Genomic DNA, 8,220 nt, shown 5'->3' with positions numbered 1-8,220 from the left:
GCGCCGGGGGCGCTTCCAGTCGCGCTACGCGCTCCTTCCACCGCCCCCGGCACAACCTCAGTGACATTCGACTTCTTCAGCATGTTCAACTCCGTTTCCAGACACACTTTTACCCCAAATTCGTGTCCAGCAAAATCGGAGGCGGTTCACCCTGAATAGTCCAGGATCGATTGACTGACATATTCAAGTTCGCCATCTCCGGTTCTCGACCAGATGTTCCGGCTGAGTTGATCGATCGGCAGATCAAACGGGTCGTCCTTCAATCGCGCCGTTGAGACCGCCCGCGGGGGGCGCTGGGAGACCAGTTCGGCGCAGAGCCATACCGCGCCGATTGCGACGGCGCAACGGCTGATGGAGCCGAAGGCCGACGACGGGTAGCCGGAAGCCAGCATCGCGCCAGCGATCCCGAGCGAGGCAAAGCCTGCAGCGCGATATCAACGCGGTAGACATGTCAGCCTCGAAGGCTGTCGGCGTATTGGATAGTGCTGCTCTGCATTTGCGCGCCAATGACGGGATTTTCCAGCGCAATAGTCTCTTGCGCGCAAATCGGGCGGAGAGGGTCGCTGGTTGTCTTGTTTGGTACTTGCGAGGCTCGGTCACGCATACCGTTGGAGCGCGAATCGATTGTGAATGCAATCGCGATATGTCATACCATTGCGAATGGATGACGGCTCGCGAAGGATCAAAGCTTTCTCAATGACGCAGTTTTGATGAGCATAGCCGAACTGTCAAAGGCTGCGCATCGACGCGAACAACATAGCACGGGGCCGATAGCGGCGCCGCCGGTTCGGGCTGCGGCATCTTGGAGGTGAGCGCCCATGCTCGCGAGGCGAAAAGCGAAGGCTACAACTTCATCGCGGCCAGGACCATTACATATTCATGTAATGCAGAACGCAGTTGGTCGCGCTTCCTGGCGACTATAATTTTTTTGTTGGTGCGAACGTGTGAAGGAGTATTCGGCGAGATTGCCGCGGGCCGGTTTTGCGGCCATCAAGTGTGGCTTCACTTGGCAACAGAGGGGTGCATGGAATCCGCAAGTGAACTGGTTTATGTGATCGACGATGACCGTCGGGTGCGCGAAGCACTCTGTGCGTTGCTGCGCGCAAACGGCAGAGACGCGCGTGCATTCGACTCCGGCAGAGAGTTTCTGGACACGCCCCGTCAAGATTGCGCCGCATGCCTGATCCTGGATTTGAGAATGCCAGGCATGAGCGGGCTGGAAGTCCAGGAGCTTGTCAGCAGGGACTCGCAGATCCCCGTCATTTTTATTACCGGACGGGGAGATGTGCCGTCCACCGTCCTGGCTATGAAGGGCGGGGCTGTTGACTTCCTCACCAAGCCTCTCGATGAGGATACGCTGATACGCGCGGTTGATGCGGCAATCGCCAGAGCGCACGTTCTTCGCAGGGAAGCGAAACATGCAGCTGCACTCCGGGCGCTCTACCAATCGCTGACGCCTCGTGAGCAGGAACTTTTGCCGCTACTGGCAAGCGGCCTGCTCAACAAGCAGGTGGCGGCGGTCCTTGGCATTACCGAATACACGGTGCAGGTGCATCGCGGCCACATCATGAGAAAGATGCAAGCGGATTCATTTGCCACGCTGGTCAGGCAGGCAAGCCAACTTCGGCTCGAGACTTCGTCGACGACCACGTTCGATGCCTGACGCCAAAACCAATCTCTTGCTGCACCCGGTGACCCGGAGAAAAAAATGCAGACGCCTCCGGTTCGAACCGTTGCCGTGATCGACGATGACCGGCGCGTTCTGACGTCTCTGGCAAACCTGCTGGCCTCTGGCGGGTATGGGACACGGGCCTACGAATCTGCACTGGATTTTTTTTCCGAAGGCTGGTCGGATCTGGTATGCGTGATTACGGATCTGGGAATGCGGCCAATCGATGGCATTCAGGTACTCGAGAGAACGGTCCATTCGGACGCAGCCACGCCGGTCATCATCATCACGGGAAAGCCGGGAGAGCATACGGAAGACTACTATCTGCAAAGAGGCGCACTAGGTTTCTTCAGAAAGCCTGTGGACGGGGACGCGTTGCTGGACCTGCTGGATAGCATCGCCTGACGGCTGGCGTTACAGCAAGCGGTCGGCGGATTCGGAACGCTTCCGATTGCGTTCCGTTCTTTGCCGATACATCGCGGCTTACTGCGCAGCAGGCTCAGGATTCGGTCGCATCATGCATGGGGAGGCGACAATCCTGACGTCCGATTTTAGATCGCTGTTTCTTGCGGCGATATTGCATATTCATGTGATGCGGAATGCTTGCTTCAGCGGTATCGTGATGACCCGGTACGTCTGCAAGGATTGGCGGGTTCCGTGCGCTATCGAAGGAAGTCACCCGCGGCCCGAACGTATCCGCAATGTGCGGCATTGACTCCGTCTACAGGAACGACTTTGAATCGACAAATTCCAACAGCCGAGAGCAAGTACTCAAGGCGTGCAATCGGCCTCGCCATGATTGCCGCAGTTGCGATGTCGGGGTGCGCGAACTCGCCGTCCATTGGCGTACTCGGTGCGTATTTTCCCGACTGGCTGTTCTGTATCATCGCGGGCGTAGTGCTTACAGTTGTCGTCTACCTGATCCTGCAGCGTGTCCAACGCGGCCAATGGCTAAAGCCTGCTGCAGTGGTCTGTCCCACGCTCGTTACTCTATTCTCGCTCGCTGTCTGGTTGATCCTGTTTCAACATTGAATCTCCATAAGGGCGGATGCAATGACAACGACCGCGGGTAAGGCACCGAGCAGAAAATGGCCGGCGATCGTACTGGTCGTCGTGACCGTGCTGCTGCTGATCTTCGTTATCCGCTTACTGGATCGCGCTCCGCGCACTGACGATGCCTACGCCTACGCGGATACGATCGACGTCGTTCCGGAAGTGAACGGGCGAATCGTCGAGCTCGCCGTGCACGACAACCAGGCGGTGAAGCAGGGCGATCTGCTGTTCCGGATCGATCCGCGTCCTTATCAGGACGCATTGGCGAGAGGAAACGCGTCTCTCGTGGCACTCGACCGCCAGATCGAGCTGACCCAGCGCACGGTCAACGCGCAGCAGTACAACGCGCAGTCGGTGCGCGCATCCGTCGAGCGCGCGCGCGCCGCCGCCGGTCAGGCGTCCGATACGCTGAATCGAATGAAGCCGTTGCTGTCGCAGGGCTACGTGTCGGCGGAAGACGTCGACCGTGCACGCACCGCACAACGCGCCACGCAGGCTGAACTCAGCGCCGCGCAACTACAGGCGCAGCAGGCGGCAGCAGCCGTGAGCGGCGTCGATGCACTGGTTGCGCAACGTGCAGTCGTCATGGCGGAGATTGCAATTGCCGAATTGAACCTCGAATTCGCGACCGTCCGCGCACCGTTCGAAGGACGCATCGTGTCGTTGAAGACATCGACGGGGCAGTTTGCGTCGGCGCTCAAACCTGTCTTCACGCTGATCGATACGCGCCGCTGGTACGTGGTCGCAAACTTCCGCGAGACCGAACTCAAGGGCGTCAGATCGGGCACGCCCGCGACGGTCTACCTGATGAGCGATACGAGCCAGCGTTTCGAGGGCGCGGTCGATTCGATCAGTTACGGTATAGCCTCCGATGAAAGCGGCCTGGCTCTGCCGGGCGGCTTGCCGCGCATTCAACGCACGCTCAACTGGGTGCACGTGTCGCAGCGCTTCCCGGTGAAGATTAGGGTCGACCATCCAAATCCCGAGCTGTTTCGCGTCGGCACATCGGCGGTGGCCGTGCTGCACCCCGGGCGCGGCAACGACGGCGACCGTCATTGAGGAGCGCGCATGGCCGCCGATGACTACTTGCCCGTCACGCTCTGCGATGCAGCCGGCTTCCTGAAGCGCGAGCTGGCGCCCTATCCGGGACGGCTGAACGTGATGTTGCGTTGCTTGCTGACGAGCGCCATCGTGATCGTCGTTTCGATGACGCTTGAAGTGCCGGAACTCCCGCTGTCGCTGCTGGTGGTTTTTTACGTCACGCAGTCAAATGTCGTGGTCACGCGTCTGGTCGGCATCATGTTCATGGTCGGATCGACGCTTGCCATCGGTCTGTCGATCCTGCTGCTGAAATTCACTTTCGACTCCCCGTTGCTGCGCATCGTCATCGCGAGCCTGCTGTTCTTCGGCAGCGTGTACCTGATGCGTGTGCTCAGGATCGGAGTCGTGTTCTTCATCGTCGCGATTGTTGTGATCTACGTGCAGAGCTTCGTAGACCGGACCGATCAGGCCGACCTGCTGATCCGCGCAGCGTTGTGGGTGTGGGTCGCTGTCAACTATCCGATCGCGTTGACGCTCGTGGTCAATACGCTGCTGTTGCCTGCCGAGCCGCAGTTGCAACTCAAGGCAGAGATCCATCGGCAACTGGCGGCGGTGGAAACGCGGCTGACGCAACTTATCGACGGCAGGGCGAACACCGCGCTAATCACGCAGGCCGCTGTCCAGCAAGGCGCGGTGACCTTGCAGAAGTTGCTGCGGTTCACGACGATGCGTGACGCGCACTATCGCGAGCATCAGGCGTTGCAGCTTGCATGCGTCGCGACAGTGTCGCGACTCTATCGCGGTGCGAGCGAACTACCTGCTGGCCGGCCTGACGCATCGGCCGCGCATGCCATCTTGCATGAGTTGCGCGCGAACTGCCGGGCGCTCGATCACTCGGTGATGGCCGGCGAGCCCTATCGCTACGTGGGCACGGCGGCGCCTGAAGGACGCGCTGCCGGCGATGCGATTCCCGCTGCAGCCGAAGCGCAGCGGGCGCTGCACGCATTCTCCGATGTGGTTGCGAGCGGGGCCGCGCCCGGCGAGCCAACGGCAAGCGAGCCGATGGTCGCGCCCGACGCGTGGACCAATCCCGCGTACGCGCGTTTTTCGTTGAAGACGCTGCTTGCCGTCCTGGCCTGCTATTTGTTCTACAACGCCGCGGACTGGCAGGGCGTCCACACGATCATGCTGACGTGCGTGATCGTCGCGCTGCCGAGCCTCGGCGCATCGACGCAGCGTGCGTTGCTGCGGGTGGCGGGTGCTGTCACGGGAAGTGCGCTGGCGCTTTTCATGGTGGTGTTCGTCGTTCCGCATCTCGACGACATCGTCGGGCTGCTGCTGATGATGATGCCTGTCGTCGCCATCGGGGCGTGGATCTCGTCCGGTTCGGAACGGATCGGCTACGCAGGCGTCCAACTGGTGTTCACCTTCTCACTCGCGTTGCTCGAACAGTTCGGCCCAACCACGAACCTGACCGAAATCCGCGATCGGATGGTCGGCATTCTGCTAGGCTTCGGCGTGGCGACCTTCGTGCAGATGTCGTTCTGGCGCGAGGGCGAGGGCGACCTGCTGCGGCAGAAACTCGCGACGATGCTGCGTGCCATCTCCGCGCAGTTGCGCGCATCACAGGCGGGCGTCGAGACACGAGATGAACTGTCCGCTGCGCAGCGCGAGTTGCAGGCGCGCGCTACGCTTGCCGATTGCGAGGCGACGCTGTCGCGTGTCGCACTCGAGCCCGGCTGGCAGGAAACGGAGCATGCCGAGTTGACACTGCACGCGCAGACCGTGCTCGCGCAAGGGCGCGAGATCATGCTCGCCGGCCATGCGCTGAGCAACCTGTTGTCCGTGCACGAGGCATCTTCAAGTCCACAAACGGTCGACGCAGTACGCTCGGTTCAGGAACAGGCCTCGGCCGGCCTCAACCGGTACGCGGACGATCTTGCGGCCAACCCGCCCGACGCCCGCGCGCCGCGCCGCACCGATGTCGCTGCGCAAGCGGTTCGATCGGCCCGACCGACCGATCGGCCGCTCATCTCCGCAGCGGACGAACTGTTGCGGCAGGTCGCAGGGCTGCCTGACTGGCGCGTCGATTCGCCTGTCACAGCGTCTTCTTCGCGGGCGGTGCGAACATGAATGCGCGAATCGGTCCCGGTGCGGGTCCGTGGCGTCGCTCCGCGCTGAGCGTCGCATGGTCGTTGTGCTTCGGCCTGACGGGCTGCGCCCTGATCCATCAGAACGGCACACCCTATACCGAGATCGCCCCCGCTCAGATCGATCTCGCCGATGACATCCATCTCGCGCGCGATGGCTGGCCCGCCGCGCGCTGGTGGATGCAATATCACGACACCCAATTGGATGCGCTCATTGATCAGGCGCTAAGCGGCGCGCCGACGATGGTGATCGCGCGCACTCGCGTCGCCCAGGCGAAGTCCGACGTGGAGTTGGTCAGAACCGGGTCGAGTCTCCAGGTGGCGGCGATTGCGCTAGTAGATCGCGAGCACGTTTCCGCGCACGGCTTTCTCGGCCCGTTCGCGATGAACGAGCCGGCGCTGGGGCTCACTGGCCCTTGGTATACCGAAGGCGTCGTCGGGCTGGGTGCAAGTTTGAATGTGGACTTATGGGGCAAGCAGCGCGCGCAGGTCGCTGCGTCGCTCGGTGTGAGCAATGCTCGGCTGGCGGAGTCGTCCGCGGTCGAGCTCGAACTCTCGACCGATGTCGCGCAGTTGTACTACGGCATTCAAACGACTTACCAGCTTATCGATCTGCTGAACGAATCCCATGAGGTCGCGGTGTTCGGAGTGAAGGCACACGACGCGCGCGTGGCGAGAGGTCTCGAGTCCAGGACCCGTCTCGAAGAAGCCCGCGCACAGCAACTCGGCATCGAACGCCAGATCGTTTCGGCGCAAGACCAGGTACGGCAGTTTCGCGAATCGTTGCGGGCGCTGGTCGGTGCGGGTCCCGAAGACTTGCCCGCGATTAGGCCTGTCGCCCTGCCGCGCTCGCAGGCGGCCTTGCCGGCGACGCTCTCGTATGAACTGCTTGCACGCCGTCCCGACCTGCAGGCGATGCGCTGGTATGTGCAGGCGTCGTTCGACCGGATCGACGCGGCAAAAGCGGCGTTCTATCCGAGCTTCGACATCAAGGCGTTCTTCGGCTTCAACGCATTGCATCTCGCAGACCTGTTCACGCATGCAAGTCAGCAGATCAATCTGATTCCCGGTCTGTACTTGCCGATCTTCGACGGCGGCAGGCTCAACGCGAATCTGAGCGGCGCCCGCGAGGGGAGCAATCTGTTGATTGAACAGTACAACCAGGCCGTCCTCAACGCGGTACGCGATGTGGCGCAAACGGGCAGCCGACTTCAAGCGCTCGACGAGGAGGCTGAATTACAGAAGAAACGGATCGAATCGGTTGCGTTCGCGAGAGACAGCGTCGAAGCGCATTATCAGCGGGGACTGGCGAACCGCGTCGCGGCGCTCGAAGCGCGGCAGCCCGTGATCGCCGAACAGGTCGCCCTGCTCACGCTCAACGGTCAATTGCTCAGTCAGGAGATTGCATTGACGAAGGCGCTCGGCGGCGGCTATCGCGCCGATGCGCCTGTCGAACTCAATCCGCGTTGAGCGGCGCATCGACACGATTCAGAACTGCTGCGCACGAAGCGATTCGAGCTCCGCGCGGCACGCGTCGCTGAAGTTGCCAAGGATATCGATCGAGCCATCCGCGAGCATTCCGCGTATTTCAATGAAGGTCTTGTCAGGAGCGAGATAAGTGTCCACGATCTTGCGTCCTATCACGTCGGCTTCGTCTGCGACTTCGCGCGACGACTGAATGCGCATGCGGCTGATCTTCGCGTAGAGGCTGCCGAGTGCGGAAAGATCCGGCTCGTTGTGCTGCAGCGCGTCGACATAACACCTGGTCGCTTCGTCGATGAAATCCTTATAGAGGTCCTGCCGCCGGATGCGGTCATGCGCTCGCCACTCTGCGCGAACCTGGGTGCGTTGGCTTAGCCAATTTGCAAGAACCGAAGTCAGGCCGCCAATGGCGGCACCGACAAGTGCGGCCAGTGCGGAGATGACCGATGGGTTCATGAGCATCCTCTCATTGCCAGTCACGGTCATTCATATTAACGCCCGCGCGTGCATTTTTCGCCGCTATGATCATCGACGATGCAATCCCGTCATACGGACGTCCGCTACCCATCGGCGGTGGTCACAGACAATCAAAAGAGGTTGACCGGCGGACGTCTGTCTAACGGAGCAGCTAGCCAAGGAACTCCGCGATACGCGCCCACATGCGCACCGGGTTCGAATACATCGGGAAGTGCCCGCAGTGCGGGATTTCCGCGAGTTGCACGCCGTTTCGCAACATGTGAGGCAAGTAGTCGGTCTTGCAGAATCGCGCGAAGCCAAGCGCAGCGTGCGGATAGGTGCAGATAAGCAGTTGCGAAACTCCCAGTT

At 61.2% G+C, this 8,220-nt stretch carries 9 protein-coding genes; 6 read left to right on the top strand and 3 right to left on the bottom strand.

Annotated features, from left to right (window positions below; genetic code table 11):
- Window positions 1-146: 146 nt before the first annotated feature.
- Entirely contained in the window at window positions 147-392 is a 246-nt protein-coding gene (locus tag AWB81_RS38615; protein ID WP_062643401.1) for a hypothetical protein, read from the bottom strand.
- Window positions 393-1,024: 632 nt separating this feature from the next.
- On the opposite strand from AWB81_RS38615, the gene AWB81_RS38610 reads away from it, so the two are divergent.
- The 6 genes from AWB81_RS38610 to AWB81_RS38585 all read left to right on the top strand — a co-directional run bounded on the left by AWB81_RS38610 (window position 1,025) and on the right by AWB81_RS38585 (window position 7,383).
- Window positions 1,025-1,663 (top strand): response regulator transcription factor, encoded by a 639-nt coding sequence (locus tag AWB81_RS38610; RefSeq protein WP_062643398.1) that lies wholly within the window; start codon window positions 1,025-1,027, stop codon window positions 1,661-1,663.
- 45 nt (window positions 1,664-1,708) lie between these two features.
- Window positions 1,709-2,074: a response regulator gene (locus AWB81_RS38605; RefSeq protein WP_062643396.1), complete on the top strand. Its 366-nt coding sequence runs from the start codon at window positions 1,709-1,711 to the stop codon at window positions 2,072-2,074.
- Between the two features lie 330 nt (window positions 2,075-2,404).
- Complete coding sequence (locus AWB81_RS38600) at window positions 2,405-2,701, top strand: YtcA family lipoprotein (RefSeq protein ID WP_235026135.1); 297 nt, start codon at window positions 2,405-2,407, stop codon at window positions 2,699-2,701.
- Window positions 2,702-2,722: 21 nt separating this feature from the next.
- A complete protein-coding gene (gene mdtN / locus AWB81_RS38595; RefSeq protein ID WP_062643392.1) occupies window positions 2,723-3,781 on the top strand; it encodes a multidrug transporter subunit MdtN in 1,059 nt (352 codons plus the stop codon).
- A 9-nt stretch (window positions 3,782-3,790) separates the two neighbouring features.
- Window positions 3,791-5,896, top strand: a complete 2,106-nt coding sequence (locus tag AWB81_RS38590; RefSeq protein WP_062643391.1) for an FUSC family protein — start codon at window positions 3,791-3,793, stop codon at window positions 5,894-5,896.
- The gene (locus tag AWB81_RS38585) at window positions 5,893-7,383 is read left to right on the top strand and encodes an MdtP family multidrug efflux transporter outer membrane subunit (protein ID WP_087135493.1); all 1,491 of its coding nucleotides are present in this window, start codon (window positions 5,893-5,895) and stop codon (window positions 7,381-7,383) included. Before AWB81_RS38590 ends, AWB81_RS38585 begins: the two co-directional genes overlap by 4 nt.
- Window positions 7,384-7,401: 18 nt before the next feature.
- Here the strand turns inward: AWB81_RS38585 and AWB81_RS38580 are convergent, their stop codons facing one another.
- Together AWB81_RS38580 and AWB81_RS47625 are read right to left on the bottom strand one after the other, a co-directional pair.
- On the bottom strand, window positions 7,402-7,851 hold the full coding sequence (locus tag AWB81_RS38580; protein WP_062643403.1) for a hypothetical protein: 450 nt from the start codon (window positions 7,849-7,851) through the stop codon (window positions 7,402-7,404).
- A gap of 172 nt (window positions 7,852-8,023) precedes the next feature.
- The coding region (locus tag AWB81_RS47625) for an alpha/beta fold hydrolase (protein WP_235026134.1) at window positions 8,024-8,220 on the bottom strand (197 nt) is incomplete at its 5' end.

The organism is Caballeronia arationis, assembly GCF_001544975.2.
Lineage (GTDB): Bacteria > Pseudomonadota > Gammaproteobacteria > Burkholderiales > Burkholderiaceae > Caballeronia > Caballeronia arationis.
The sequence above is the reverse complement of the archived record's forward strand: the minus strand, read 5'-3'. Positions and strand labels throughout refer to the sequence as shown.

Bases quoted from the DNA above. Each gene is read 5' to 3' on its own strand.
- AWB81_RS38580 (WP_062643403.1), bottom strand. From the start codon at position 7,851: ATGAACCCATCGGTCATCTCCGCACTGGCCGCACTTGTCGGTGCCGCC.
- AWB81_RS38610 (WP_062643398.1), top strand. From the start codon at position 1,025: ATGGAATCCGCAAGTGAACTGGTTTATGTGATCGACGATGACCGTCGG.
- AWB81_RS38615 (WP_062643401.1), bottom strand. From the start codon at position 392: ATGCTGGCTTCCGGCTACCCGTCGTCGGCCTTCGGCTCCATCAGCCGT.
- AWB81_RS38590 (WP_062643391.1), top strand. From the start codon at position 3,791: ATGGCCGCCGATGACTACTTGCCCGTCACGCTCTGCGATGCAGCCGGC.
- AWB81_RS38605 (WP_062643396.1), top strand. From the start codon at position 1,709: ATGCAGACGCCTCCGGTTCGAACCGTTGCCGTGATCGACGATGACCGG.
- mdtN (WP_062643392.1), top strand. From the start codon at position 2,723: ATGACAACGACCGCGGGTAAGGCACCGAGCAGAAAATGGCCGGCGATC.
- AWB81_RS38585 (WP_087135493.1), top strand. From the start codon at position 5,893: ATGAATGCGCGAATCGGTCCCGGTGCGGGTCCGTGGCGTCGCTCCGCG.